This window comes from Streptomyces sp. NPDC101132 (assembly GCF_044759225.1).
Lineage (GTDB): Bacteria > Actinomycetota > Actinomycetes > Streptomycetales > Streptomycetaceae > Streptomyces.
The window spans coordinates 600924-627082 of record NZ_JBIVYX010000002.1; the positions used below are offsets into that span (position 1 = coordinate 600924).

Consider the following 26159-nt stretch of genomic DNA (forward strand, 5'->3'; position numbering starts at 1 on the left):
GACCCGGGCGGTCGGGCGGCCGACGCCCCCGACGGGGTTAGGCTCTAGGCGGCGAGGCCGGTCCCACGGCCCCACACGCCACCGCACATCTAGCGTCACATCCCAGAAGGAGATGCTCGTGCCGTCCATCGACGTCGTCGTAGCCCGGGAAATCCTGGACTCCCGAGGCAACCCCACGGTCGAGGTCGAGGTGGGCCTCGACGACGGCAGCACCGGCCGTGCTGCCGTTCCGTCCGGCGCCTCCACCGGTGCCTTCGAGGCCATCGAGCTCCGTGACGGTGACCCCAACCGCTACATGGGCAAGGGTGTCGAGAAGGCCGTCCTGGCCGTCATCGAGCAGATCGGCCCGGAGCTCGTCGGCTACGACGCCACCGAGCAGCGCCTGATCGACCAGGCCATGTTCGACCTGGACGCCACCGACAACAAGGGCTCCCTCGGCGCCAACGCCATCCTGGGCGTCTCCCTGGCCGTGGCCCACGCCGCCTCCGAGGCCTCGGACCTGCCGCTGTTCCGCTACCTGGGCGGCCCGAACGCGCACCTGCTGCCCGTTCCGATGATGAACATCCTCAACGGTGGGTCGCACGCCGACTCCAACGTCGACATCCAGGAGTTCATGATCGCGCCGATCGGCGCCGAGTCCTTCTCCGAGGCCCTCCGCTGGGGTGCCGAGGTCTACCACACCCTCAAGAAGGTCCTGCACTCCAAGGGCCTCTCCACCGGCCTGGGCGACGAGGGCGGCTTCGCCCCGAACCTGGAGTCGAACCGCGCCGCGCTCGACCTCATCGTCGAGGCCATCAAGCAGGCCGGCTACACCCCGGGCAAGGACATCGCGCTCGCGCTCGACGTCGCCGCGTCCGAGTTCTACAAGGACGGCAAGTACGAGTTCGAGGGCCAGTCCCGCTCGGCCGCCGAGATGACCGAGTACTACGAGGGCCTCGTCGACGCCTACCCGCTGGTCTCCATCGAGGACCCGCTGTTCGAGGACGACTGGGCCGGCTGGAAGGTCATCACCGACAAGCTGGGCTCCCGCGTCCAGATCGTCGGCGACGACCTCTTCGTCACCAACCCCGAGCGCCTCGCCCGCGGCATCGAGGAGGGCTCCGCCAACGCCCTGCTCGTGAAGGTGAACCAGATCGGTTCGCTGACCGAGACCCTCGACGCCGTCGAGATGGCCCAGCGCAACGGCTTCAAGTGCATGATGTCGCACCGCTCCGGCGAGACCGAGGACGTCACCATCGCCGACCTCGCCGTCGCCGTGAACTGCGGTCAGATCAAGACCGGCGCCCCGGCCCGCTCGGACCGCGTCGCCAAGTACAACCAGCTGCTGCGCATCGAGGAGATCCTCGACGACGCCGCGGTGTACGCGGGCCGCAGCGCGTTCCCGCGCTTCAAGGGCTGACCCGGCCGAACCGGCTGACAGCGCCCTGAGCCTCCGTACGTCCCCGCACTCGGTCCCGTACCGTGTGCGGGGACGTACGTGCTTATCAGGGGAGGCGGGACATGGCCGGGAACCGGGATCGGTTCTCCACCGCGACCAGGCTGAAGGCGCTCGGCGAGCGGACCGCGGCCCACGTCTACCGCTCCCAGTCCCGCCGGCAGGTCCGGCGCAGCCGCCTCACCGGGCGCGCGGCGCTGCTCGTGCTCGTCCTCTGTACCCTGGTCGTCGCCCTCGCGTATCCGATGCGCCAGTACGTATCCCAGCGCTCGGAGATCGCGGAGCAGCAGCGGGAGGCCGACCGGGCGCGGCAGCGCCTGGAGGAACTCCGCGACGAGAAGGCCCGCTGGCAGGACCCGGCCTACGTCGAGCAGCAGGCCCGCCGGCACCTGCACTACGTCCGGCCCGGGGAGATCGGCTACACCGTGATCGACCCGGAGGCCGAGGAGCGGCGCAGCGCCGACGAGGGTGCGGCCGACCGCCCCTGGTACTCCAACGTCTGGGACGGCGTCGACCAGGCCGACCGCCCGGACGAGGACTGACGCACCGCCCGACGCACCGCCCGCCCGCACCGCCCGACCGACGCACCGCCCACTGACGTAGCCCACAACAGCACACGAACGAAGAGACGCATCCCAGGCATGGACACGCCCCCGCCCCAGACCGACCGGACCGAGCCCACGGACGCGGACGTCGCCGCGTTCAAGGAGCAGCTGGGCCGCCCGCCGCGCGGTCTGCGCGCCATCGCCCACCGCTGCCCCTGCGGCCAGCCCGACGTGGTCGAGACGGCTCCGCGGCTGCCCGACGGCACGCCGTTCCCGACGCTGTACTACCTGACCTGCCCCCGCGCCGCCTCCGCCATCGGCACCCTGGAGGCCAACGGCGTGATGAAGGAGATGCAGGCCCGGCTCGGCACCGACCCGGAGCTGGCCGCCGCCTACCGCGCCGCGCACGAGGACTACATCGCGCGCCGCGACGCGATCGACGTGCTGGAGGGCTTCCCGAGCGCGGGCGGCATGCCCGACCGCGTGAAGTGCCTGCACGTGCTGGTCGGCCACTCGCTGGCCGCCGGCCCCGGCGTGAACCCGCTGGGCGACGAGGCCATCGCGATGCTGCCCGAGTGGTGGGCCAAGGGTCCCTGCGTGACCCCCTGCGCCGAGAAGGGCGAGCAGGGCGAGCAGGACGAGAAGGAGGCGACCGCATGACCCGCGTGGCGGCGATCGACTGCGGTACGAACTCCATCCGCCTGCTGGTCGCGGACTGCGACCGGGAGACCGGCGAGCTGACCGAGCTGGACCGCCGGATGGTCATCGTCCGGCTGGGCCAGGGCGTGGACAAGACCGGCCGGCTGGCGCCCGAGGCGCTGGAGCGGACCTTCGCGGCCTGCCGCGAGTACGCGGCCGTCATCAAGGAGCTGGGCGCCGAGCGGATCCGCTTCGTGGCCACCTCGGCCTCGCGCGACGCGGAGAACCGGGACGAGTTCGTGGCCGGCGTGCTGGGGATCCTGGGCGTCGAGCCCGAGGTGATCACCGGCGACCAGGAGGCGGAGTTCTCCTTCACCGGTGCGACCAAGGAGCTGGCCGCCCGTCCCGACCTGGCGAAGCCGTACCTGGTGGTGGACATCGGCGGCGGCTCGACGGAGTTCGTGGTCGGCGAGGAGCACGTGCGCGCCGCCCGCTCCGTGGACGTCGGCTGCGTCCGGATGACCGAGCGCCACCTGGTCCACGACGGCGAGATCACCGACCCGCCCACGGAGGCCCAGGTGGCCGCCATGCGGGCGGACATCGAGGCCGCGCTGGACCTGGCCGCCGAGACCGTCCCGCTGGCCGAGGCCCGCACCCTGGTCGGTCTGGCCGGCTCGGTGACCACGGTCGCCGGCATCGCGCTGGGGCTCGCCGAGTACGACTCCGCGGCGATCCACCACGCGGTGGTCTCCTACGAGCAGGTTCGGGAGATCTGCGAGCGCATGATCGTCTCCACGCACGCCGAGCGCGCCGCGATCGGCGTCATGCACCCGGGCCGGGTGGACGTCATCGCCGCCGGGAGCCTGGTGCTGCTGGCCATCATGGAGCGCGTGGGCGCCACCGAGGTCGTGGTGAGCGAACACGACATTCTGGATGGAATCGCCTTCTCGATCGCCTAGGCCGGGGGCCCTTCGGGCCGCCGTCCACATGAACTTCGTGAAGTTCTTCACAAGGAAAAAGGGCCTGTTGGCCGCACGGAAAGGCCCTTGGTGGGGTGCCGGCGGCCGACAGGCCCGTTTCGTGTGATGTGCGGCCGCTGCGGGATCCGTGTCGGATGTATCGACGAATCCGGTGGTCCAGTCCTCCTGGACGCCGGAGGGCCAGTTCAGCGGGGGTGTCAACGTCTCGCCGTACACCCTGGTTCCCGTATCGCGCCATGACCTCGGTCACGTGGGCCGCGCAGTGTAGCAGAGCCCTTGTCTCTCCTTGTGAAGGCCCTCACGAGCATCCCCCTAGCGGGTGCTGGATACTCGATGGCATGAGCACCACGGAGCGTCCCAGGATCCTCGTAGTAGGCGGTGGGTACGTAGGCCTGTACGCGGCTCGGCGCATTCTCAAGAAGATGCGCTACGCCGAGGCGACCGTCACGGTCGTCGACCCGCGGTCGTACATGACCTACCAGCCCTTCCTGCCCGAAGCCGCCGCCGGCAGCATCTCGCCGCGCCACGTCGTCGTCCCGCTGCGGCGCGTCGTGCGTGGGGCCGAGGTCCTCACCGGCCGCGTCACCAGCATCGACCAGGACCGCAAGGTCGCCATGGTCGCGCCGCTCGTCGGCGAGGCCTACGAGCTGCCCTTCGACTACCTCGTCGTCGCGCTCGGCGCCGTCTCCCGCACCTTCCCGATCCCCGGCCTCGCCGAGCAGGGCATCGGCATGAAGGGCGTCGAGGAGGCCATCGGCCTGCGCAACCACGTCCTCGAGCAGCTCGACAAGGCCGACTCGACCACCGATGAGAACGTCCGCCGCAAGGCGCTGACCTTCGTCTTCGTCGGCGGCGGCTTCGCCGGCGCCGAGACCATCGGCGAGGTCGAGGACATGGCCCGCGACGCCGCGAAGTACTACACCAACGTGAAGCGCGAGGACATGCGCTTCATCCTGGTCGACGCCGCGGACAAGATCCTCCCCGAGGTCGGGCCCGAGCTCGGCAAGTGGGGCAAGGAGCACCTCGAGGGCCGTGGCATCGAGATCTACCTCTCGACCTCCATGGACTCCTGCGTCGACGGCCACGTCGTGCTGAAGAACGGCCTCGAGGTCGACTCCAACACGATCGTCTGGACCGCCGGTGTGAAGCCGAACCCGGCGCTGGCCCGCTACGGCCTGCCGCTCGGCCCGCGCGGCCACGTCGACACCGCCCCGACCCTCCAGGTCCAGGGCACCGACTACATCTGGGCCGCCGGCGACAACGCCCAGGTCCCGGACCTCGCCGCCCGCAAGGCCGGCGTCGAGAACGCCTGGTGCCCGCCGAACGCCCAGCACGCGCTGCGCCAGGCCAAGGTCCTCGGCGACAACGTGGTCTCCGGCATGCGGGGCTTCCCGCAGAAGGAGTACAGCCACGCCAACAAGGGCGCGGTCGCGGGTCTCGGCCTGCACAAGGGCGTCGCGATGATCGTCATGGGCAAGATGAAGATCAAGCTCCGCGGTCGCCTCGCCTGGTACATGCACCGTGGCTACCACGGCATGGCCGTCCCGACCTGGAACCGCAAGATCCGCGTCTTCGCCGACTGGACCCTCGCGATGTTCCTGAAGCGCGAGGTCGTCTCCCTGGGTGCCATGGAGACCCCGCGCGAGGAGTTCTACGAGGCGGCCAAGCCCGCCCCGGCGCCGGCTGCCGCCGCCGCCCCGGCCGAGAAGGCCAAGGCCTCCTAAGCACGACCCTCGAAGGGGCCGCCTGCCATCCGTGGTGCGGGCGGCCCCTTCGGCGTGCCGTCGCGGCACGGCTCGCGTACCGTGACGGCTCCCCCGTACGGAACCGGAACGGCATGTTCGGCCAGCTCGGCGGGTACGCGATCCTGATGGGTAATCCCCCGGGAGGTGTGCCATGTCCGACGCCGCGCCGCGGCTGACCAAGCTCGCCGGAGTTCTTCTCGGCGCCCCCCTGCCCCTCCGGATCCGCGCCTGGGACGGCAGCGAGGCCGGCCCGTCCGGCGCCCCGGTCCTCGTGGTCAGGCACCGCCGGGCGCTGCGCCGGCTGCTGTGGAAGCCGGGCGAGCTGGGCCTGGCCCGCGGCTGGGTCGCCGGCGAACTGGACGCGGACGGCGACCTCTACGCACTGCTGGACGCGCTCGCCGGACTCCTCTGGCAGCGCGAGCCCGGACTGCGCACCGGCCCCTCCCTGCGCGACCCGAAGGTCCGCCGCGCCCTGCGCTCCCTGGCCGCGCTGGCCGGGCCGTGGCCCGCGCCCGCCCCGCCGCCCGAGGAATCCGTACGCCGCTCCGGCCCGCTGCACACCAGGCGCCGCGACCAGCAGGCGATCAGTCACCACTACGACGTGGGCAACGAGTTCTACGAGCGGGTGCTCGGCCCGTCGATGGTGTACTCCTGCGCCTACTGGCGCGAGGACGGCACCCTGGAGGAGGCCCAGCACGAGAAGCTCGACCTGGTCTGCCGCAAGCTCGGACTGCGCGAGGGCGACCGGCTCCTCGACGTCGGCTGCGGCTGGGGCTCGATGGCCCTGCACGCGGCCCGCGAGTACGGCGCCCGGGTCACCGGCGTCACCCTCTCGCGGGAGCAGGCCGCGTACGCCCGCAAGCGGGTCGCGGAGGAGGGCCTGGCCGACCGGGTGGAGATCCGGGTCCAGGACTACCGCGACGTCAGGGACGGCCCGTACGACGCGATTTCGTCGATCGGCATGGCCGAGCACGTGGGCTCCGAGCGCTACCGCGAGTACGCCCGCACCCTGTACGGCCTCCTACGCCCGGGCGGGCGGCTGCTGAACCACCAGATCGCCAGGCCGCCGGAGCAGGACGAGTCGGCGTACCGGATCGACGAGTTCATCGACGCGTACGTGTTCCCCGACGGCGAGCTGTCCCCGCTGGGCAGCACCGTCGCCGAGCTGGAGCGGGCCGGCTTCGAGGTCCGGGACGTGGAGTCGATCAGGGAGCACTACGCCCTGACGCTGCGGGCCTGGGTGCGGAACCTGGAGGAGCACTGGGAGCGGGCCGTCCGGCTCACCTCGCCGGGCCGCGCCCGCGTCTGGCGCCTCTACATGGCCGCCTCGGCGCTCGGCTTCGAGCGCAACCACCTGGGCGTCAACCAGATCCTCGCCGTCCGCACCTCGCCCACCGGCGACTCGTCCCTTCCGCTCCGCACCCGCGAGTGGACCTGAGCCGGGCCCGGCGCCCCGCCGCCACGACCACGGGGAAGGGCCCCGGCGACACGAAGTCGCCGGGGCCCTTCCCCGTGGCCCGTAACCGCCGGGCGGCTACTCGGTCTTGATGGCCGTCAGCATGTTCAGCCGCGCGGCGCTGCGCGCCGGCCACATGGCCGCCAGGACGCCGACCACGGCGGCCAAGGCCAGGAAGATGCCGATCCGGTCGAACGGCAGGACCAGCTCGTAGCCGGGCACCTGGTCGGCGAAGGTGCTGCCGACCGCCCAGGCGAGGAACACGCCCACCACGATGCCGAGGACGGCGCCGAAGAGGGAGATCACCACGGCCTCCAGGCGGATCATGTTCTTGACCCGGCTCCGGTCCAGGCCGATCGCCCGCAGCATGCCGATCTCCTGCGTCCGCTCGAAGACGGACATGGCCAGGGTGTTGACGACGCCGAGCACCGAGATGATCAGGGCCATGCCGAGCAGGCCGTACATGATGTTCAGCGCCAGGTTGACGATGCCGCCCATCTCGTTGCGCATGTCGGTCTGGGTGGCGATGGTCAGCGCCGGGTTCTTGCCGAGCGCGTCCACGACCTTCTGCTGGTTGGCGTCGGACTCGCCGCCGGTGCTGACGTACACCTCGGGGATGTAGGGGTGGTCGCTGTGCGCGCTCAGCACCTTGTCGTCGATGACGAAGGGCGACAGCAGGCCCTCCATGTCCTTGTACACGGCGCCGACCCGGAGGTCCGCCTTCTTCCCGTCGTCGAACTTCGCCTTGATCGTCGAACCGACCGACAGGCCCTGGGACTTCGCCGTCTTCTCGGCGACCGCGACCTCGCCGCGGCCCAGGCTGCTCAGCGAGCCGCTGACCACGTCGATGTTGAGCAGTTGGCCGATGCCGGCCGGGTTGACGCCGGAGGCGGCGTGGAAGTCGTCGCCGAAGTAGAGCGCGCCGGCGGTCTGCTGGGAGACGGCCTTGATGCCGGGGGCCTTGGCCAGGGTCTCGGCCACGGACTTGTCGAGGTTGCCGCCGCCGGCCATGGAGACCTTGTAGTCGGCCTTGATCTTGTCCGTGCTCATCCGGTCCACGGCCTTGCCCATGGTGATGCCGATGACGGAGAGCGTGGTGACCAGGGTGAGCCCGATCGCGAGCGAGGCGGCGGTCACGGCGGTGCGGCGCGGGTTGCGTACGGCGTTCTGCGCGGCCAGCTTGCCGGGCACCCCGAACACGCGCTGGAGCAGCGGGCGTACGGCCGCGATCACCGGACGGGACAGCAGCGGCAGCAGGACGATCAGGCCGAGCAGGATCAGGAAGGCGCCGGCGCCGATGGTGTAGCGGCCGTTCTCGCCGCCGGTTGAGACGCCGAGGAAGACCAGGGCGATGCCGGCGACGCCCAGCACGATGCCGAAGATGTTGCGGACCAGCAGCGACTTGGCGGTCGACGGCAGGTGGGCGCTGCCCATGGCGGCGACCGGGGGGATCCGGCCGGTGCGCCAGGCCGGCAGCAGCGCGGAGAGGGTGGTCACGAGGACGCCGATGACCAGGGCCCAGACGATGGTGGCGGGAGCCACGACCAGCGGGCCGGCCGGGATCTTGGCGCCGAGGGAGTCCATGACGGAGCGCATGCCGACCGCGAGGCCGATGCCGCTGACGAGGCCGAGCACGGCGGAGACCAGACCGATGAGGGAGGCCTCGGCGAGCACGGAGCGCATCACCTGGCCGCGCTTGGCGCCGACGGCGCGCAGCAGGGCCAGCTCCTTCGTGCGCTGGGCGACCAGCATGGTGAAGGTGTTGTAGATCAGGAAGATGCCGACGAAGAGCGAGATCAGTGCGAAGACCAGCAGCATGGTGCTCATGCCGCTCATCTCGCGCTCGATGGACATGGCCTGGTCGCGGGCCAGCTCGGCGCCGGTCTTGACCTCGGTGCTCTTGCCGTTGACCAGCGGCTTGACCGCGCCGAGCAGCTGGTCGGCGGAGGCGCCGGGCTTGGCGGCCACGGACAGCTCGTCGTAGAAGCCGGGCTTGAGGTAGAGCTTCTGGGCGACGGAGGTGTCGAACAGCACCAGGCTGCCGCCGGCGTTGACCGCGCCGTCCTCGGTGGTGAAGACGCCGGAGAGGGTGTACTCCTTCACCGGGCCGTTGGTGGCGACCCGGATCCGGTCGCCGACCTTGTACTTGCCGGTCTCGGCGCTGGCCTCGTCGAGGGCGACCTGGCCGGCGTTCGCCGGGCCGCTGCCCTCGGTGAAGTCGTAGCGCGGGTCCTTGCCGTCGCCGGCGGGGTCGAAGTTGGAGCCGCGGTTGGACCAGCCGGTGCCGATCAGCTTGCCGTTCTGGTCGCCGACGCCGGCGAAGCCGGAGACGCGTCCGGAGACGCTCGCGACGCCGTCGAGCGCCGCCACCTGGTCGAGGGTGCGCTGGCTGATGCCCGGGTCGCCCTCCAGCTTGCCGTTGTCGTCGCGGACCTGCCCGTACGAGGTGACGGAGACGGCGACGTCCTTGAAGCTCTTGGCGGACTGGCCGGAGAGGGCCTTGCCCAGGGTGTCGGTGAAGACCAGGGTGCCGGCGACGAAGGCGACGCCGAGGGTGACGGCGAGGACCGTCATCAGCAGCCTGGCCTTGTGCGCGAGGATGTTGCGCAGGGCTGTACGGAACATGGTGGAGGAGTCCAGAAGTCTCGGGGGGCTGAGGCGGATCGGGGCTGGGCAGGGCCTCAGCTGGTACGGCCCTTGGCGTCGAACGCCTTCATGCGGTCCAGTACGCCGTCGGCGGTGGGGCGGTACATCTCGTCGACGATGCGGCCGTCGGCGAGGAAGACGACGCGGTCGGCGTAGGACGCGGCGACCGGGTCGTGGGTGACCATCACGACGGTCTGGCCCAGCTCGCGGACGGAGTTGCGGAGGAAGCCCAGGACCTCGGCGCCGGAGCGGGAGTCGAGGTTGCCGGTGGGCTCGTCGCCGAAGATGATCTCGGGGCGGGAGGCCAGGGCGCGGGCGACGGCGACGCGCTGCTGCTGGCCGCCGGAGAGCTGGGTGGGGCGGTGGGAGAGGCGGCCGGAGAGGCCGACCATCTGGATCACGTTCTCCAGCCACTGCTTGTCGGCCTTGCGGCCGGCGATGTCCATGGGGAGCGTGATGTTCTCCAGGGCGGTGAGCGTCGGCAGCAGGTTGAAGGCCTGGAAGATGAAGCCGATCTTGTCCCGGCGGAGCTGGGTGAGCTGCTTGTCCTTCAGCGAGCCCAGCTCGGTGTCGCCGATGCGGACGGAGCCGCTGCTGAAGGTGTCCAGGCCGGCGACGCAGTGCATCAGCGTCGACTTGCCGGAGCCCGAGGGGCCCATGATCGCGGTGAACTGACCGCGCCCGAACTCCACGGAGACCCGGTCCAGGGCGACCACCTGGGTCTCGCCCTGCCCGTAGACCTTCGACAGTTCCGTGGCGCGGGCGGCCACGGCGGTGGTCTGGGGGGCGAGGTTCATGGTGGTCACGAGGTGCTCCAGTCGGGGCTCGGTACGCGGTCTGCGGGACCTTTCCATCGTCACCGGGGAAAGCGGCCGGGGGATCAGCCGCCAAGCTCGTTCCTGGGTCCACCGGAGTCTGACCGGGAGGGCCGCCGGGTCCTCCTTTGGTATGACGGCGGAAGCGGTCCGTCCCCCTCGCGGCGGTCCGCCCAGGGGGGTGGCCAGGGGTGGCGCGGTGCCGTCGAAATCCCGTCATTCCGATCGTGGGCGGGCGCCGGGCGCGCATGGTCCGGACCGTGCGTTCTCGCGCCTGACGGTCCCTCAAGCGTCAATAAAATCAGACAACATCGGGATGATCTTCGCCTGAAGGGAGGACTGTTCCGGTTAGGCTCACCACTGCGTTCAAGGCTTTTCGCGGAGCCCGACGTCTTGCCCGGATGGTGGAATGCAGACACGGCGAGCTTAAACCTCGCTGGCCTACTCGGCCGTGCCGGTTCAAGTCCGGCTCCGGGCACAGAACTCCATACGCGCCCTGACCAGGTGAAACGACCCTGGCGGGCAACATTCTCACGCAAGCGCGGGAACACCGGGGGAACACCGCCGGTAGAGTCCCGTCATGGCGAGCGTGCACCCGCGGAAAAACCGCGCAGGAGAGATCACCAGCTACCAGGTCAAGTGGCGTGACGGCGGCACACGCGCCGGCGCCCAGCAGTCCGAATCGTTCGAGGACGAGACGGCCGCCGGCGTGTTCAAAGAGGCCGTGGACGACGCCGGCCAGCACTGGCCCCCGGGCTGGGTCAAGGGCCGCGGGTACATCGCGGCCGAGACCGCGGCGGAGGACGCCTACCGCTTCCGGGTGTACGCCCGCCGGGTCATCGAGAACCGCACCGGCATCGAGGAGCGCTACCGCGCGGCCTGCCAGAAAGAGTTGGAGAAGTGGATCTACCCGACGTTCGGTGAGTGCGACGTGCGCAGCGTCGAGCACTTCTCCGGCGACACCATCAAGGCGTGGGTGCGCGTGCTGGAGCGGACTCGGGTGACGCGCGGCCGGATGCCGGACGGGAGCCCGAAGGCGCGGCCGATGTCGCCCAAGACGATCCGCAACCTGCACGGGCTGCTCTCCTCGATCCTCAACGAGGCCGTCCGGGCCGAACCCCCGCTCCGCAGCCGGAACCCCTGCGAGCTGACCAACCTCCCCCGCATCGACGACTCCGGCGCCTCGGACGACGACGAGGACATCGAGTTCCTCACCCCGCAGGAGGTGCACGCGCTGCGCTCGTGCCTGACGCTGCGGCAGGACCAACTGATGGTCGACGTGAAATACGGCTCGGGCTTGAGGTGGGGTGAGCTGACCGCGTTGGCCCCGACGTGCATCCTCGAGGTGTCGGGAGCGAAGCCCCGAGTGCGGGTGAAGCGGGCGTGGAAGCGCGACGAGACCGGCGCCTACTACCTCGGCACGCCCAAGACCAAGAAGAGCCGGCGGACGCTGCGCATCAGCACGTCGGTGGTCGAGGCCCTCCTCGAGCTGGAGAAGGGGCTGAGCAGCGCCGAGAGCCTCTACTTCACCGGCGACAAGGGGCAGCGCCTGCACTACAGCACCTTCCACGACCGGTGGAAGCGCGCAGTGGCGCGGGCGAAGAAGGCCGGGCTCCTGGCGCAGCACAAGAACCCGACCCCCCACGATCTGAGGCACTCGCACGCCGCCGCGCTCATCTCGGCCGGCCACCCGCTGACGTACGTACAGCGGCGGCTGGGCCACGAGTCCATCAAGACGACGAGCGACGTGTACGGGCACCTGCTGCCGGAGGCGGACGACGACGCGATGGCGACGATCGAGGCGGCCATGGCGGGAAATCGCCCCCGGCTGCGGGCGGTCAACGCGGCGGCGGGGTAGGGGTCACGGGGCCCGGTGCTGGACCGGGCCCTCCCCCGCGCGGGCGCCGGGAACGGTCTGCGGTTGGGCGAGGACGCCCTCGATGCGGGCGCAGGCGATTTCCGTGCGGAGGTCGTCCAGCTCGGCCCCCAGGGTGCCTACCTGCCGGTTCAGGCGTCGGGCGTGGAGAGCGAGGGCGGCGAGACCGCACGCGAGGAGGCCCGTCACGGCTGCTACGGCAAGGGTGGGCATATCGGTCTCTCCGCTCGGTGCAGGGCGTGCCGTGGGGGGCGTCCGTGGGTGGCGCGGCATATGCCAGGTGGTTGATGCATGTACGAGGCTACGTGGCCGAAACGTTACGTCAAGACACTGAGCGTAACTCGAACAAGATTTCGGTCGGCCGATTGGTTTTGGGGCTGAGGGGAAGTGGGGGACCCCATACCCCTGGTTTTCAAGATCAAACAATTTACCTGGGCAGGTAAGGACAAGCGATCATGATCGGTCGAGCGTGGTCGGGTGCCGTCCGATCCGCCGCCCGCTTGGGTCCTCACCCGCCGCCAGACCATCGGCGCGCGCGTACGGGCCGCCCGCGAGGCCGCCGGACTCACCCAAGAGGCCCTCGGAGCGCTTGCCGGCATCGACCACAAGACCGTGCACCGCATCGAGTACGCCCTCTCCGACCCGAGCCTCACCATGCTGCTGCGCATCGCGAAAGCCGTCGGCGTACCCCTCGCGCAGCTCGTCAAGGAGTAGCCCCGGCCGGGGCTCGGCCGGGGCTGTCCTCGCGGTAGATCAGCCGCGGCCGCAGGACCCGCACGGGTAGGACTGCTGGCTGACGCACTGGCCGTTGTCGTCGTACTCGTAGACCGTCGACTTGGTGCCCGTGCACCCGATCAGCTGACTCGGGTTGGACGGGTCCGGGACCATGTGCCCGCAGGGCGTCGCAGTGTCTTGACGGTGGCCCATCAGGTGTACCTCGCTTTCTGCTCAGGGTTGGGCTCCCAGAACGACCGGCACCCGTTGCAGAACCAGCGCCACCGGTCCGGGGTGTTCGGCCCCGTGAGGCTGGTGTCTTTCCAGAGGGCAGGGAACTGGGGGCCGTGGGGTCCGTTCGGACAGGGCGGCGGCAGACGGAACATGCTGGGTCTCCTTCGAGGTCGGTGCCAGCGTGGTCGGCCATCCGCTGAGAGGTGGTGCGACCCGCACGTGGTCACCCGTACGGGCGACCAGCGGGCGGGGGTCCGGGGGCCCGCGTCAGCGGGTGGTGATGCCGAACCCGAGCGAGACCAGCAGGGCGAGCAGCGCGACCACGTAGGCCACCTGCTGGCCGCGGTTGCTCACTGGGGGTGCCCCGCGGCCTGCTCGGCCGTCAACGGCGGCATCCCGGCCCGTCCGACGAACGCGGCCGACGGGCGGGCCTCCGCCAGCCGAGCGGCCCCGACGTGCACGAGCATCGCCAGAGCCGCCAGGTCGCAGTACGACGGCCGGATCACCGGCACCGCCCAGTAGATCGGCGTCGCCGCCGTGTACTGGCACAGGCCGGCGGCCGGGACGCCGAGGTGCGTGCGCGGGGGGAGGTACTCGACGCCCGGCGCGGTGGTGGCCCACGCGAGGCGGTCCTCGGGGCGGAGCAGCGCGTAGTAGTTCCGGCCCCGGCCGTCGTGGATGACGGGGCCGTTCAGCTGCTCGGCGAGGACGTAGCCGACGTGGTCGTTGTCGGTGGACTCGACGGCGGCCTGCACGAGCGCCTCAGGGATCCGTACGGCCCCGAACCGGCCGCCGGTGGGGAGGACGGCGATGCCGCGCTGCGCCCATTCGGTGTGGGCCTGCTGGGGGTTGTCGTGGCTCTGGGCGAGCCACTCGGCCACGGCCGTTCGCCTGCTCACGCTGTGCTCCCTACCGTCGTCAGCGGGTGGTGAGCTAAGCCTGAGGGGTCCCGACACGAAGAAGGGGCCCAGTTTGGGCCCCCTCGTTCACGCCGCCAACATGCCGATATCTACGGCCAGTCGGCTGGCTCGCTGCCGCCGCTCCGGCGACCGCACCTCACTCTCCTCCAGCACCATCCTGCGCGCGTAGCCGTTGTACCGGACGGTCTCCGGCGCGGCCTCGTAGGCCTGCTCCAGAGTCGTCAGCGCCGTCTCGTACTGGCCGTCGAGGTAGTAGGCGCGCGCCTGCTCGATGCGGTGCCGGGCCCGCCGCGGCCGGGACGGGATCGCGTGCGCCTCCGCCCGGTTGGCCTGCCGCGCGGACTCCCCGCCGTTCCGCAACTCAACCGCGACCGTCACGCCGTGCGCGCCCATCACCGCCCGGCCGAACGAAGTCACCGGGTGGAAGTAGTCCGCCGGCAGCTGCTGCGCGATCCGGTCCGCGCGATCCCACCAGCCCCACGCGGTGCCACTGTCGGCCCTCCGCGCCGCGGTGTACCCCGCCTCGAACTTCAACGCGCCGACGATGGCCCGCACCTGCACGGGGCCGTCCGCCAGCCGGGGCTCCAGCAGCTCCAGCGCCCTCATGGTGACCGTGTCGGCCGCGTCGTAGTGACCGGGGCCGGAGTCCCGGTGCGCCTGCGCGGTCAGCCAGGCAGCCACGCCGATGGCGTGCGGGTCCTCGGACTCCTGGGCGGCGACCATGCCGCGCTCGGCGACCCGCCACAGCAGCGCCGAGTCGGGCTGGTAGGCCACGAAGAACTGCGTCAGCGAGTACGTCTCGGACAGGATCGCCTGAGCGGCCCGCCGCTCGGGCCCCGAATCCGCCTGCCGTACGGCGAGCTGGGCGTCGCGGATGAGCCCGGGGAGCAGATCACCGAGCACCTCGCGGTGGTTGGGCGCGCTGTGCCGTGCGCTCCACGCCGCGTCGAGAGCGGCCCGTAGGTACGAGGTCGACGGCGCAGGTCGGTCCCCGGAGAAGGGGAACGTGTCCAGGGCCGCCCGGACGGCCGGCAGCTTGGCGTGGCCGGGACCGGCGAACAAGTCGACCTGCGGCTCGCCGCCGATCTCGCCGACGAGGTCGTTCAGTCGGCGCACCCGAAGCGCCTCGGCGATCCGGAACAGCTCCGGCAAGCGGGGGATCTTCAACTTGCCGCTCTCCACCTTCTTGACCCAGGACTCGTGGTGTCCGACGAGCCCAGCCAGCTGTTCGCGGGTCATGCCTCTACGGTTGCGGTAGATCTGGACTCTCTGCCCGAAGCGCACTGGGTCGTCATACGGGTCGGGGGTAGCATCAGGTGACACGGCCTTGCCCCTCTCTGTGCAGCTCGTCACTGGACAGCGTAGGGGGCGAGGCCGCTTCCGTGTGATCGAGAACGCACGAAAGCGCCCCCTCCCGCGGCCCGCAGGCCGGAGAGGGGGCGTTCGCTGTTCAGGACACGCCGTACCACTGGCTGGCCCAGCCGGTGTTGATGGTGCTCGTCGACTGCAACGTCAGGTCCAGCGTCGCCGGCAGGCTCGTCTGGCCGGAGCCGATGTTGGAGTACCGCAGCCGCGGCGCGGACAGGCCGCAGTTGACCGTGATGCCCGCACCAGTGGATTTGAACGTGAGCAGGTTGGTCGCCCAGCTGCCGTTGAGCAGCAGCGCGATGTACCACTCGCCGGGCCCCGCGGTGAACGGCGTCACCAACGCCACGGATTTCCCGACCGCGCCGGACGACAGGTCCGCCGAGATGTCGGCCGTCACGCCCCGCAGCACACCCGCCGAGTCATACACCCCCAGGTAGCAGTTCGACAGGCTCGCGCCCGGGTCAACGCCGGCGAGCCCGAACCAGATGCGACTCCACGTGATCGACTTGCGGAGCTGGAGTTTCACCAGCGTGATCCGGCCAGCCACCCCGCCTACCGACTGCGCGGTGACGTGTCCGGCGTCGTTGGGGTCGCCGGTCCAGGCGAGGAGCCCCTGATCGGACGGCAGGGCGAGCGGGGAGTCGAGGTTGATACCGGACGCCGCCGGCGCCGCCCCGGAGATCTTGACCACCTCCAGCAGCGAACCCGCCCGGAGCCACACCGGGCTGCCGTTGGTGGTCTGCTGGGCCCAGCGCAGCCGCAGCAGGCCCGGGGTCGGCCCGGTCGACACGATGCCGCGGGGCGACGCCATGATGCCGGCGAGGGACGCCGAGGAGGCCATCACGCCGATGTCGGAGTTCGAGCCGAACTGGCGCGCGGCCACCTTCAGCTGCGCGGAGCCGTCCGGCACGGTCGTGCCGAGCGTGCCCGCGTACGGCGCCCACCCGCCGACCGCCCCCGAGGGCGCGGTGAACGTGATCGTGGCGTCGGCGGCCTCCGGCCCGTCGAACAGGAGCGTGCTGTTGAACCGGTAGACCGAGTTGGCCTCCAGCGACGCGAACAGGTGGCCGTCGTCCGACACCGTCGTCACGCTCGTACGGGACTCGTCGGCCGCCTTGACGACCGTCTGCGTGAGCGCGGACAGGGCTGCCACGGCCGCCGAGGCTGTTCCCGCGGGGTCGGCGCCGATCGCGGCCGGGGTGAGGAGGTCGGAGCCGCCCACGGCGTGGGAGCCCGCGTGCGCCGTCGGCGTGCGGGCGTTCGTCGTCGTGGGGTCCGTCGAGCGGAGCGCGATGGCAGCCCCCGCGCCGGCGGCCCCCAGCTCGGGCTGTGGGCCCTGCGGGCCGGCCGGGCCCGTGGGGCCAGCCGCCCCCGTCGCGCCGCGCACGTACCCGGGGAGGCCCGGGTCGGCGACGACCAGGTCGCCGATGTTGAGATCCCCCACCCCCGACGGCACCTCGAACACCCGCACCCGGACCGGCACCCCGTCGACCGCCTCCGTCAGCCGGTAGTACCGGCCGGTGGCCGGCTCGATGCCGGGCTCGTCGGTCGGGAGCAGCGACGCCGACCACGCCCCCTCCGTGACGGTGACCGGGTGGTCGGGGGCGGCCAGGACCCGGCCCCCAGCCTCGTCGGTCCAGCGACGCGGCAGCGCCGACAGGGTCACGGTCACGCCGGTCGCCGCGGCGTCGGTGAAGAGGTCGTGGACGGTGCCGACGACATTACGGCGGGCCATCGCCCCTCCCTACTTGCCGACGAGCGCCAGGGCGCCCGTGACGGCCCCGCCAAGCCCGGCCAGGACCCCGATGGTGGGCAGCGGCCAGCGGGCCCGCTCCAGCGCGCGGAGTCGAGCCTCATGGTCCTCGACGTCCTTCGTGAGGGCGGAGGCGTTGGTCAGGATGCCGTCCAACTTGGCCTCGATGCGGGACACCGCCTCCGACAGCACCCTCACCTCCTGGTACATCTGGGCGGAGCTGATGTACACGCCCGGATCGGGTGCTGTCGTCATGGCGGGTTACACCCCCCGAGCCAGGCTGGCCGAGTTGGCCGAGCCCCGGAGGCGCGCGGCGAGCCCCTTCAGCAGGGACACCACCGCGCCGGCGCCGCCCGCAGCCGCGGCCTGCCACATCGAGCCGTTGAGCGGCTGCGTGATGACGATGCCGCCCACGAACGCACCGAGGAACGAGGTGAGGACCCGCTCGACGAGGTCCTTGGCGTAGGTCGTGCCGGTCCGGACGAGGGTCTCGGCGGAGGGGAAGGACAGTTCAGACACGAGGGTCTCCTAGCTGGTGACGGTGAACCCGCGGCGGGCGCCGAGGGCTACGAGGGAGGCGCGGCCGGGGATGCCGTCGCAGTCGGCCGAGGTCCAGCCGAGCCGGTTGGCCTCGCTGTACCGGCGCTGCCACTTCGCGTACGCGGTGCGCGTCGCGGTCCCGTAGTGGCCATCGGCGAGCGACCGGTCGAGCAGGCCCTCGGCAACGAGCGCGGCCTCGACGGTCTTCACGCCCGCGTACGACACCGGTGTCCCGGCCTTGGGCGGGTCCTGGCGGGCCGCGTCGATGAGCCGCGACAGGTCGACCACCGGCCGGGCCGGGGGCGCCGGCGGCTTGGTCGGCGGCTGCTCGGACTCGTCGCCGGGCGACCATGACGCGGGATGCCGCAGCCGCTCGGCCACGTCCTTCCGGAACTGCACCATGTCGAAACGGGGGTCGGGCTTCCAGTCCGACCACTCCTTGTGGCCGATGGTCGACTTCGCCGTCCAGCCGTGGAAGCGGAGGTGGGCGGCTGCCCAGCGGACTGCGGCGTCGTATTGCACCGCCGGCCACGCGTCGCCCTTACCACCGGCGTTGGAGGCCTCCAGGCCGTAGAACGAGCGGTTGCCGTCCGCCGCTCCGTCGTCGCCGTCGTGGTGCGTCGGGGCGGGCGGCCGGTCTCCGTAGTTCTCGTTCTTCACGGCCTCCAGGACGGCCGGGGAGCCCCCGCCAGCGTGGTTGGCGCGGCCCGCGCTCATCATCGTGATGACGCCCTGAGGTGAGAGGTAGTCGTGCGCGCACGGGCCCGGCAGGTCCGCCCGGCCGCTCCACACGACGTCAGCGTCCCCCGGGGCGGTGCCGGCGGTGTGGTGGATCATCGCGCCGTGCACCGGGCCCCAGGGGCCCTTGTGGTTGCGGTCGTGGGTGCGCCAGCCCTCGTGCTCGACGACGGTCAGGCCCTCGGCGCGCAGGGCGGCCAGGCGTTGGGATGCGGTCATGGGGGTGGCCATACGCCCTCCAGGGCATGCGGAAGGGGCCCGGCGCCGGACGGCGAGGGCTGGAAGTCGCGTGAGGGTCAGGCGGGCTTGTAGGCGAGGAACAGGTTGATCGCGTCGCCGCTGGCGAACGTAAACGGGCGGACGGGGTTCCACTCGGCGGGCGTTGAGCCGGTGGATGTCGTGCCAGAAATGGCGATCATGAAGCTCTCGCCGCCGATCGCCCGGGTGATACCGGCGTAGTACGCCACGCCTGCGTCCGTGCAGTACGCAGAGCCGATATACCCCATTTTGGTGGTGCCCAGCGTTGCGACCGTGAACGGCAGCGAGAACTTGTACTGCCCAGACCCGTACGTCGTCGTCGAACCCATCTCGACCGACACCCGCACGAAGCAGATGCCACCCACCAGGGCGTACTCGCCCTCCAGCGTCCCGTTCCCGATCGCGGGGGTCGAGACCGAGCCCGTCCACGTCGGGCTGTACTCCGTCCAGATGCCGCTGATCGCGTCGAGCTTCTCCGCGGTGACGTGCGAGCCGGCGGCCCATCCCGTGAACATGAGCGCTCCTCTCAGAGGGCGACGACGGGCCGCTTGCGCAGCCGCACATCGGCGAGGGCGGAGTGGCTCTTGCTGACGCCGTTGGCGGACCGGGTGACGAACACGCGCTGCCGGTCGCTTCGCAGCCGGAAGTCACCCCAGCTCGCCGTGACGGGCAGGACGTTGGTGTTGGTCGAGCTGAGGATCGACCGGACACCGACCGACCCGGCGGCCGTCAGAGAGGTGTCCGTCGTCTCCAGCTGCCACGCCGGCGGCTCGTACGTGCCGTCCAGCCACGCTTTCGCGCGCAGCGTGGAGCCGGAGACCTGGAGGCGAATCGCGAACCGGCGGCCAGCCGCGTGGGTGAGGTCGGTGGTGTGCTGCACGAGGAGCGTCTCGGTCCCGGCGACCCGCTTGCGGAGGGTCAGGATGACGGTCTGCGTCGTGCTGAACTCCAGCCTGGCCAGGTAGGTGTTCGAGGCGTCGGCCCAGCGCGCCACCAGCTGCATGAAGTGCCCGCCACCGCTGGCGAGTTTGTCCGTCGAGACGGTCGCGGAGATGTCCACGTCCGCCGACGGTGCGGAGATCGTGCAGTAGCGGGAGGTGTTGATGCTCGTGAGCGACACGTACCCGTAGCCCTCGTACGCCGCCTGCACGGCCGCCGCGTACGCGTAGAACGCGGCCGTACGCTGCCCGGAATCCCGCATTGCGCGGCTCGTGTCGCCATTCGGGAAAAACTGCTGCCGCTGGGCGCGGCTCATTTCGAGCTGCACGCCCTCACCCCGGACATTCCGGTTGGCGATATTCAGCGGGTCCGTGCCGCCGATTTCCGACGGAGCGTTGATGACGGCGAACCCCGCGTTGCGTAGCGCGGTGGCGATCCTGGCACGTAGGAGCGGGTCCAGGCCGCCGAGCGCGGTTTCGGGCTGGAGTAGCGTGCCCGTGTAGCCGTGGAACGAAATGGTACGCAGGGCCGTCGCCTGGAGGGCTACGCAAATCGGCTCATCGAAATGGGTGCTTGTGATGTGCAGGTCCTGATTTCCGGTGTTTTTGAGGCCCTTGAATTCGTAATACATCATGCGGGACCCGGCGACCTGATAGGCCATTTCGCCGGATCCCGCCTCGATGCCGCCGCCGTGAATCGCGATGCTGGACCACGTCGCGCCGGCCGGGGTGTTCGAGTGCCGCGAGTAGTCCACGCCCTCGACCTCGTTGGCCGCCAGGTCGGCGTAGTCGTCGTACAGGTCGGCCACCGGCTACACCCCCTGGACGCTGTACTCGCTGTTGCTGCCGCCGGTGAGCGTCCAGGTCTGTCCCGAACTCGCGGTGCCCCACCCGGACGTGACCGTGCGGGTGTACTGGTCCTCGATGTCCCCGGTGATCGCGGTCGCGGTCATGTCCTCGCCGTCGACCGTGACCGTCAGCGGGCAGTCCTCCGCATCCGTGGTCCACAGCGGGCCCTCGTGCACGTCGACGACCAGGGTCGTGTCGTCGGCGTCGACCGCCACGGCGAGTTCGGTCCCCGCGGTGTCGTTGCGGGAGCCGGCGGCGGCCCGGTTGACGGTCCAGATGCCGGCCGGGGAGCACGCGAACGTGATCTCCCACGAGAACGGGCCCCAGGTCTCTTCGTAGCCCTCGACGAGGAGGTCGAGGTCCCCGGGCGGCAGCCACGACGGGAGGTCGGTCACCCGGATCACGTCGCCCACGTCCACGCGGCACGTGTCGGCCACGAGGTCGGGGTGGCTGTGCAGGCGGAGCGTGATGGACGGGTAGCGGGACTCGTCCCACGTGCCGCGGTGGGTGAGCCACCCGGCGATGCGCTGGCACTGGTCGTCGGACGCGAGGGACAGCGTCACGTCCTGGTCGTACAGGCCGGCGCCGTCGGGCGGGTCGGCGATGGACAGCGGCCCGTCCTCGCGGGCCTCGGTGGCCCACGAGCCGCCGTCGCGCCGCACCGTGGACTGGTTGCGCAGGAGCCGGTCGTCGTCGACGGGCTCCATCGGCGGCGCCAACTGGCTGTAGGGCAGGGTCAGGCGGGGGGTCTGGTTGTACATGCTCGACCGGCCCCGGTAGACCAGCGCGGCCCGGTCGCGGTCCTCCAGCAGGATCCCGCCGTCGGTCGCCTCGCACTCGGCGAGCAGGTCCAGGATCGTGGTCGGCAGCTGGGGGCCCATCTTCTCCTGCTCGGTGCTGAACCCGGCCACCCGCGCTGGGATGGACTCCTCGGAGCACAGCCGCTCGACGCGGACGCCCGCGCGCTCGCCGGTGAAACCGCTGTCCGCCGAGGAGAACGTCTCGGTGTCGTCGTTGCCGAACACCACGAGGTGGCCGATGGAGGCGCCGTCCAGGCCTGCGCCGAAGCGGGTGTTGATGCCGGTGATCCGCCCGGCGGAGGTGCTGTTCAGCGTGCCGTTGGACTGGTAGCCGCCGGCGCCGAGGGTGATCCACGCCGAGTGGAGATCGAGGTTGCTGCCGTTGGGGGTGGCCTGGATGAGGTAGCGTCCCCAGCCCGTGCCGAACAGGCCCGTGGAGGGCGCGTTGAGCACGAGGGTGGTGGCGCCCTCGCCGTCCTCCACGATCAGGTTCATCAAGTTGTTGCCGACGCGGAGTCGCCAGATCTTCCACGGCGAGCCGGAGATCGTCCATTCCATCAGGGTCTGCAACGAGCCCGGGTCGTCGTCCAGGCGGTACGCGAACTCCAGATGCCAGCCAGAGGCGGAGTGGGCGGGCACGGTGGCCTTGATGCTGGACGCCGTCCCGATCACCGGCAGCGGTTTCGACGACGGGAGCGAGTCGTCCCCGGCCATCTCCAGCCCGGTGACCCGCATCGGCGCGACCCCGATGGTCGGGCTGTATGCCTGGACAGCCTCCCTGCCGTCCTCCATCGGCCAGTACGCCACCGGGTTGAACGACGGCATGCGGCGGCGTAGCGCGGAGTCGAGGGCCTTGGCGCCCTGCCCGAGACGGCGCAGGATGCCGGAGGCCTGGATCGGGGTCCGCACGTGGTGCCCGGACTGGTGCCAGCGCGGCGACCACTCCGGCACGCCGAGGACGGCACGCGACCGGCGGTCGGTGATCGTGGCGCCGTTGGCGACCGTCCACGTCCGGCCGGCGGAGTCCGCGAACGATGTGGCGCCGGAGGCCTGCGCCAGGAAGTTGGGGGCGGCGACGATCGTGCCGTCGATGCCCGAGCGGATCTCCGCCGCGCGGAACCGGCGGCCGACGTTGCCGAACCCGAGGTCGGCGGTGTCGCCGATGTCGAGCGGCGCCGTCGATGCGAACACGCTCGTCGTCCCCGCGGTGGTGACGATCGGGTCCTCCAGCAGCACCCACGGCCCGGCCAGCGTTGGCGCGACGTAGAAGGAGAGCGTCCAGCCGCCGGAGCCGTTGTTCACGTCCAGCGTCGCGCGCACCGCCCCGACCGCGCCCGGCCCGAACGGCACGACGGTCTCCGCATCCCGGATGATCGCGTTGGTGATCGTGCCGTCCGGCGACCAGCGGAAATGAGGCGCGCCGCTGTTGCCGATCAGCATCTGCCACGACCTGTTGTTGCCGGTCGTGACGTACTTGCCCGCGACCTCCCAGGCGTTCGCGGTGTGCCGCCCCGCCCACGCCGCCGCCTCCAGCTCGACCCGCACGTCGATGTCCCCAGTGATGTCCAGCGACGCGTGATCGGGCGTCGAGGCCCGCCCCGCGACGCCGTACGGCACGTCGAGGACCGTCTCGCCGGCGAACGTGCTGACGTGGAGCGGGGTGTTCGGGCCGAGCAGCCCCGAGTACGGGCTGTTCGGGTTCCTCCTGTTGTACTTGGCGCCGTTCTTCAGCGTCAGGTCCGCCGTGGAGGCGTCCACGCTGCTGCCCTCGGCCCGCCGGCCGCGCGCATGCCGGGCCCCGTCCTCCAGCAGCACGTCATCGCTGATGTCGGTGAGGACGCCCCCGAGGTCGAGAGCGAATCGCACGTCAGGCACGGCCACGGCGGCCTCCCTACTTCTTGTTGCCGAGGTACTTCTGCACGTCGCCGCCGTTCTTGGCGACGGCCGTCCGGATCAGCCGGACGACCTCCTCCGGCCCGCGCACCTCGACGATCACGCGCGTAGGCGCCGGCTGCGGTGCCGCAGCAGCACTGCCACGCCCGCCGGGGAGCGCCATGCCGGGCAGGGCGCCGGTCAGGCCGCCGAGCTGGTTACGCAGGCCCGGGGTGGCGCCCGCGATGCCCCGCTGGAAGCCCTCGATGACACTCCGGCCAGCGGGGGCGAGGATCTTCGCGTCGACGGCCGCCGGGCCCTTCCAGTCCGGCAGCATCGACGTCAGGCTCGACAGGGCAGACCGCACCGACTGGAACTTCGAGTAGATGCCGCTGATCAGGCCGTTGATCAGGGTCTGACCGGCGGAGTACAGGGTGCCGCCGAGACCCGCCAGAGCGCCCCGGGCCCGGCCCGGGAGGCTCGACAGGGTGCGTACGGCGCTGTCCACGCCGGACTGGATCGCAGCCCGAGCCCGCGTCGCGGCGTCCTGCGCGCGGCTGATGATCGCGCCTGGGAGGCCCGACAGGACGGCCGCGGCACGGCCGGGCAGGCTGGCCAGGAACCCGACGATCGCATTGACCAGGTCGGGGATGATCGAGTGGCCGACGAGCACGTTATACAGCCACTCGAACAGGCCGATCACCTGAACGATGAACGGGCGGACCTTCGTGTACATCTGCGCGAGGCCCGAGATGAAGAAGCCGATGCCGGACAGGGTCTTCTCCAGCAGCCAGCCCAGGTCAGCAAGGGCCTGGCCCATCGCCGGACTGCCGGACCCGATCGTGCTGAACATCTTGCCGAGGCCTGCGCCGATGCGGCCCAGCAGCGTCGACAGCCCCTCGAACACGGGCTTTGACTTCTGGAGCATGCTGATGAGTCCGGGCAGCATCTTCTTGACGAGCTGATCGATTCCGGAGGTCAGGGCGCTCGTCGCGCCCGAATCGCCCAGGGCCTTGAACGCCTCGCGCAGCTTCGGGCCTACGGACTTCGCCGACTTCTCCAGGCTGCCCAACGCGTCGGAGATCGGCTGGACCATCGGCTGGGCCGCGCTCTGGAAAACCCGCTTGGCGGTGGAGGTCAGCCGCGTGGCGGCCTGCTTCACCTTCGGCTCGTCCTTCACCAGCAGCGCACTCAGGCCGATCATGCCGATGCCCGCGCCGGCCACGATAAGCCCGCCGATGACCCCGGCGATCGCCGGGCCCAGCGCCGCACCGATGGCCGTGACCAAGGAGAGGACCACGGCCGCGATGTACGGGTTCGACTGGCCCGTCACCGACTGGAGGCCCGACAGGCCCGCCTGGAACGCGTTGCCGATCCCGGACCGCATGGTGCGGGCGAACGAGCGCAGGAACCCGCGCCCGGCCCCGTGGCCGGACTCCTCTCCGGACTCGTGCCCGCGGCTGATCAGACGGGACCACAGGGAGCGGGACTCGCCGTCCACGTCGCCCCGCAGGCGCCGCAAATGCCGCCGGATCGTGGCCACGAAACCGGTCATGCCGTCGTCGGCGCCGTTCTGGACCGCCTCGGTGAACCCCTGCGCGATGGCGGCGGCCTCGCTCACGAAATGCCCGCGGGAGTTCCGCAGCCGGCCGCGCGCGTCCCGCGTGAACCGCTCGACCGAGGCGGTCGCTTCCTGCGTCGCGTCCGCAACGCTGTCGGCCATGGCGTCGGCCATGTCGCGGGACTCGGAGACGAACCGCTCCCGCATGTCCCGCAGCCGGGCCGCGGTCGTATCGCGCAGCCGCTCCATGCCGGCCTGCGCCCGGTTCACCCCGCGCCGGAACGCGCTGTCGTCGGCGCGGATGTAGCCGACGAGTTCGCCGATCGTCATCGCCATGGCGGGCCCTCCTCACTCACAGGCCGTCGAGGGCCGCCGCGATCCGCGCGGGGTCGTCGATGATGGACATCTCGTCTCCGGCGACCTGGCGGAACACCGCGTCACCGGAGAGACCGTTCAGCAGGACGTAGAAGCGGCGGCGGCTCAACCGCGCGATCTGGTGCGGCTCGTAGCCGTACTCGCGCTGGAAGTCGCATTCGACCGCCCAGAAGTAGCGGCGGATCGCGGCCGCTGTCCGGTCTTGGCCGCGGCCCGCCGCGCCTGCCGGTTCGGGGCTTTTCCCTCAGCCTCGGCCTCGCCCTTGAGGACGCTCTCGTACGCCTCACGGAAGGACACCCGGGTGCCGCCAGCGTTCGCCGTGCCCCACGCGATGGCAGTCTTCAGCTCGCGGAGGCCCATGCGGTTCGCAATCCACTGGTCGAGGACGTCCTCGCCGAAGAGCAGACCGACCATCTCGCGGACCGCGTCCTCCGAATCCTCGTCGGCGAGGGCCTCCAGGCGCTGCTCCATGATGAGCGGCAGGTCTGTGGGGACGGGCACCTCGACACCGCGGATCGTCTCAGTGCCAGCACCGTTGACCTCGGCCCAGAAGTCGTCCCACGACTCGCCGGCGGTCACGAGATGGCCGCCGTGGTCGTCGGCCCGCTCCGCTTGACGGTCACGGCCCAGGTGACCTTCTCGTTGGTCTCGCCGCCCTCGTCACCGAGCTGGAAGTACGCGTTCTGCCACACCTTCCAGGTGGTGGCGCCGGGCGTCGCCCAACGGAACCCGCACAGGCTGTCGTTGCCGAGTCGTTCGGCCTGCGCCTCCACCATGGCCTGACCGGGGTCGAGGGCGCCGGTGTTGGGGTCCTCCAGGCGCCAGCCCTCCAGGCTGATCTCCACGGCGATCTGCATGTTCTGGCCCTCGGCCTGACCGTCGCTGCCGAACGACGTGGTGTCGGCCTCTTCGTAGTCGCGGCTGATGGTGAACGTGTTGAGGCCGCCCTCGTTCGAGCCGACACCCGGGGCGATGGCCACCCACGTGCCGGGGTTGAGGAAGTCCTCGATCTCGAATCGGACGCTGCGGGCGTCGTATTTGCGCGGTGCCATGGCTCCTCCAGGGCATGACGAGATGCCCGGACGGCGCGGCGCCGGCGGGC

Annotated in this window: 25 protein-coding genes and 1 tRNA gene; 9 read left to right on the forward strand and 17 right to left on the reverse strand. The window is 71.0% G+C overall.

The genetic code is table 11. The annotated features are described in order from the left end of the window. The first annotated feature begins 112 nt into the window (after positions 1–112). From eno to ACIQUR_RS06925, 6 genes are all read left to right on the forward strand, one after another. Positions 113–1399, forward strand: a complete 1287-nt coding sequence (eno, locus tag ACIQUR_RS06900; protein WP_399949990.1) for a phosphopyruvate hydratase — start codon at positions 113–115, stop codon at positions 1397–1399. Positions 1400–1500: 101 nt separating this feature from the next. Further along, positions 1501–1977 carry a septum formation initiator family protein gene (locus ACIQUR_RS06905; RefSeq protein WP_403659443.1) on the forward strand — a complete coding sequence of 159 codons (477 nt, stop codon included), beginning with the start codon at positions 1501–1503 and terminating at the stop codon, positions 1975–1977. Positions 1978–2076: 99 nt separating this feature from the next. Continuing rightward, positions 2077–2640, forward strand: coding sequence for a DUF501 domain-containing protein (locus ACIQUR_RS06910; protein ID WP_403659446.1), 564 nt, complete (start codon positions 2077–2079; stop codon positions 2638–2640). Further along, a complete protein-coding gene (locus tag ACIQUR_RS06915) occupies positions 2637–3578 on the forward strand; it encodes an exopolyphosphatase (RefSeq protein WP_403659449.1) in 942 nt (313 codons plus the stop codon). Before ACIQUR_RS06910 ends, ACIQUR_RS06915 begins: the two co-directional genes overlap by 4 nt. A gap of 359 nt (positions 3579–3937) precedes the next feature. After that, positions 3938–5323 carry an NAD(P)/FAD-dependent oxidoreductase gene (locus ACIQUR_RS06920; protein WP_403659452.1) on the forward strand — a complete coding sequence of 462 codons (1386 nt, stop codon included), beginning with the start codon at positions 3938–3940 and terminating at the stop codon, positions 5321–5323. Between the two features lie 172 nt (positions 5324–5495). Further along, positions 5496–6782, forward strand: a complete 1287-nt coding sequence (locus tag ACIQUR_RS06925; RefSeq protein WP_403659455.1) for a class I SAM-dependent methyltransferase — start codon at positions 5496–5498, stop codon at positions 6780–6782. A gap of 96 nt (positions 6783–6878) precedes the next feature. Here the strand turns inward: ACIQUR_RS06925 and ACIQUR_RS06930 are convergent, their stop codons facing one another. Together ACIQUR_RS06930 and ACIQUR_RS06935 are read right to left on the reverse strand one after the other, a co-directional pair. Continuing rightward, positions 6879–9425: an ABC transporter permease gene (locus ACIQUR_RS06930; RefSeq protein WP_403659458.1), complete on the reverse strand. Its 2547-nt coding sequence runs from the start codon at positions 9423–9425 to the stop codon at positions 6879–6881. Between the two features lie 56 nt (positions 9426–9481). Then, entirely contained in the window at positions 9482–10243 is a 762-nt protein-coding gene (locus ACIQUR_RS06935) for an ABC transporter ATP-binding protein (RefSeq protein WP_403659853.1), read from the reverse strand. A 413-nt stretch (positions 10244–10656) separates the two neighbouring features. On the opposite strand from ACIQUR_RS06935, the gene ACIQUR_RS06940 reads away from it, so the two are divergent. Then, positions 10657–10739: transfer RNA gene (locus ACIQUR_RS06940), tRNA-Leu, on the forward strand. 102 nt (positions 10740–10841) lie between these two features. Beyond that, entirely contained in the window at positions 10842–12119 is a 1278-nt protein-coding gene (locus ACIQUR_RS06945) for a tyrosine-type recombinase/integrase (protein ID WP_403659461.1), read from the forward strand. A gap of 3 nt (positions 12120–12122) precedes the next feature. Here ACIQUR_RS06945 and ACIQUR_RS06950 read toward each other — a convergent pair whose 3' ends face one another. Beyond that, entirely contained in the window at positions 12123–12350 is a 228-nt protein-coding gene (locus tag ACIQUR_RS06950; protein ID WP_403659464.1) for a hypothetical protein, read from the reverse strand. Positions 12351–12614: 264 nt separating this feature from the next. On the opposite strand from ACIQUR_RS06950, the gene ACIQUR_RS06955 reads away from it, so the two are divergent. Beyond that, positions 12615–12851 carry a helix-turn-helix transcriptional regulator gene (locus tag ACIQUR_RS06955; RefSeq protein WP_403659467.1) on the forward strand — a complete coding sequence of 79 codons (237 nt, stop codon included), beginning with the start codon at positions 12615–12617 and terminating at the stop codon, positions 12849–12851. Between the two features lie 39 nt (positions 12852–12890). Here ACIQUR_RS06955 and ACIQUR_RS06960 read toward each other — a convergent pair whose 3' ends face one another. The 14 genes from ACIQUR_RS06960 to ACIQUR_RS07025 all read right to left on the reverse strand — a co-directional run bounded on the left by ACIQUR_RS06960 (position 12891) and on the right by ACIQUR_RS07025 (position 26109). Then, positions 12891–13064, reverse strand: coding sequence for a hypothetical protein (locus ACIQUR_RS06960; RefSeq protein WP_403659470.1), 174 nt, complete (start codon positions 13062–13064; stop codon positions 12891–12893). 371 nt (positions 13065–13435) lie between these two features. Next, positions 13436–13984: a hypothetical protein gene (locus ACIQUR_RS06965; protein WP_403659473.1), complete on the reverse strand. Its 549-nt coding sequence runs from the start codon at positions 13982–13984 to the stop codon at positions 13436–13438. An 87-nt stretch (positions 13985–14071) separates the two neighbouring features. Next, the gene (locus ACIQUR_RS06970; protein ID WP_403659476.1) at positions 14072–15328 is read right to left on the reverse strand and encodes a helix-turn-helix domain-containing protein; all 1257 of its coding nucleotides are present in this window, start codon (positions 15326–15328) and stop codon (positions 14072–14074) included. Positions 15329–15455: 127 nt separating this feature from the next. Next, positions 15456–17108, reverse strand: coding sequence for a hypothetical protein (locus ACIQUR_RS06975; protein ID WP_403659479.1), 1653 nt, complete (start codon positions 17106–17108; stop codon positions 15456–15458). Between the two features lie 9 nt (positions 17109–17117). Beyond that, the gene (locus ACIQUR_RS06980; RefSeq protein WP_403659482.1) at positions 17118–17381 is read right to left on the reverse strand and encodes a hypothetical protein; all 264 of its coding nucleotides are present in this window, start codon (positions 17379–17381) and stop codon (positions 17118–17120) included. Between the two features lie 6 nt (positions 17382–17387). Continuing rightward, positions 17388–17645 carry a hypothetical protein gene (locus tag ACIQUR_RS06985; RefSeq protein ID WP_403659485.1) on the reverse strand — a complete coding sequence of 86 codons (258 nt, stop codon included), beginning with the start codon at positions 17643–17645 and terminating at the stop codon, positions 17388–17390. 9 nt (positions 17646–17654) lie between these two features. Next, complete coding sequence (locus ACIQUR_RS06990; RefSeq protein ID WP_403659488.1) at positions 17655–18623, reverse strand: N-acetylmuramoyl-L-alanine amidase; 969 nt, start codon at positions 18621–18623, stop codon at positions 17655–17657. Positions 18624–18700: 77 nt separating this feature from the next. Further along, the gene (locus ACIQUR_RS06995; protein ID WP_403659492.1) at positions 18701–19177 is read right to left on the reverse strand and encodes a hypothetical protein; all 477 of its coding nucleotides are present in this window, start codon (positions 19175–19177) and stop codon (positions 18701–18703) included. Between the two features lie 11 nt (positions 19178–19188). Next, the gene (locus ACIQUR_RS07000; RefSeq protein WP_403659495.1) at positions 19189–20409 is read right to left on the reverse strand and encodes a poly-gamma-glutamate hydrolase family protein; all 1221 of its coding nucleotides are present in this window, start codon (positions 20407–20409) and stop codon (positions 19189–19191) included. Positions 20410–20412: 3 nt separating this feature from the next. After that, positions 20413–23124, reverse strand: coding sequence for a hypothetical protein (locus ACIQUR_RS07005; RefSeq protein WP_403659498.1), 2712 nt, complete (start codon positions 23122–23124; stop codon positions 20413–20415). Between the two features lie 16 nt (positions 23125–23140). After that, the gene (locus ACIQUR_RS07010; RefSeq protein WP_403659501.1) at positions 23141–25018 is read right to left on the reverse strand and encodes a hypothetical protein; all 1878 of its coding nucleotides are present in this window, start codon (positions 25016–25018) and stop codon (positions 23141–23143) included. 16 nt (positions 25019–25034) lie between these two features. Next, positions 25035–25166: a hypothetical protein gene (locus ACIQUR_RS07015; protein ID WP_403659504.1), complete on the reverse strand. Its 132-nt coding sequence runs from the start codon at positions 25164–25166 to the stop codon at positions 25035–25037. Further along, a complete protein-coding gene (locus ACIQUR_RS07020) occupies positions 25163–25636 on the reverse strand; it encodes a hypothetical protein (RefSeq protein ID WP_403659507.1) in 474 nt (157 codons plus the stop codon). The genes ACIQUR_RS07015 and ACIQUR_RS07020 overlap by 4 nt, the downstream gene beginning before the upstream one ends. Beyond that, positions 25633–26109 carry a phage tail tube protein gene (locus ACIQUR_RS07025; protein WP_403659510.1) on the reverse strand — a complete coding sequence of 159 codons (477 nt, stop codon included), beginning with the start codon at positions 26107–26109 and terminating at the stop codon, positions 25633–25635. Before ACIQUR_RS07025 ends, ACIQUR_RS07020 begins: the two co-directional genes overlap by 4 nt. Between the last annotated feature and the right edge of the window lie 50 nt (positions 26110–26159).